The organism is Microtetraspora sp. AC03309, from assembly GCF_020826795.1.
Lineage (GTDB): Bacteria > Actinomycetota > Actinomycetes > Streptosporangiales > Streptosporangiaceae > Microtetraspora > Microtetraspora glauca.
In genome coordinates this window covers 1-792 of the sequence record NZ_JADDIL010000284.1, presented here as the reverse complement: position 1 = coordinate 792, position 792 = coordinate 1, and the positions used below count along the sequence as shown (strand labels likewise).

At 66.3% G+C, this 792-nt stretch carries 1 protein-coding gene; it reads left to right on the top strand.

All coding sequences use genetic code 11. From position 1 onward, the window contains the following. On the top strand, positions 1-792 hold a 792-nt coding region (locus IMZ11_RS42860; protein ID WP_228649337.1), incomplete at its 5' end, for an HAD-IC family P-type ATPase.

Genomic DNA, 792 nt, shown 5'->3' with positions numbered 1-792 from the left:
GCGTCCGGCGGCACCCCACTGGTGGTCGGGGAGATCGCCGACGGAAAGGCCCGGGTCCTGGGCGTCATCCACCTCAAGGACGTGGTCAAGGCCGGGATGCGGGAACGGTTCGACGAGATGCGCCGGATGGGCATCCGCACCATCATGATCACCGGTGACAACCCGCTGACCGCCAAGGCGATCGCGGATGAGGCCGGGGTGGACGACTTCCTCGCCGAGGCCACCCCCGAGGACAAGCTCGCCCTGATCAAGAAGGAGCAGGAGGGCGGCCGCCTGGTCGCCATGACCGGTGACGGCACCAACGACGCGCCCGCGCTCGCGCAGGCCGACGTCGGCGTGGCCATGAACACCGGCACGTCCGCCGCCAAAGAGGCGGGCAACATGGTCGATCTCGACTCCAACCCCACCAAGCTCATCGAGATCGTCGAGATCGGCAAGCAGCTCCTGATCACTCGTGGCGCGCTGACCACGTTCTCGATCGCCAACGACATCGCCAAGTACTTCGCGATCATTCCCGCGATCTTCGCGGCGGTCTATCCCGGGCTGGACGTGCTCAACATCATGCGCCTGGCCAGCCCGCAGTCGGCGGTGTTGTCGGCGGTCGTCTTCAACGCGCTCGTGATCGTCGCGCTGATCCCGCTGGCTCTGCGCGGGGTGCGCTACCGGCCCTCCAGCGCCTCCAAGCTGCTGTCTCGCAACCTCTACGTGTACGGCCTGGGCGGCATCGTGGCGCCGTTCATCGGGATCAAGTTCATCGACCTGTTCATCCAGTTCCTTCCGGGGATGTCATGA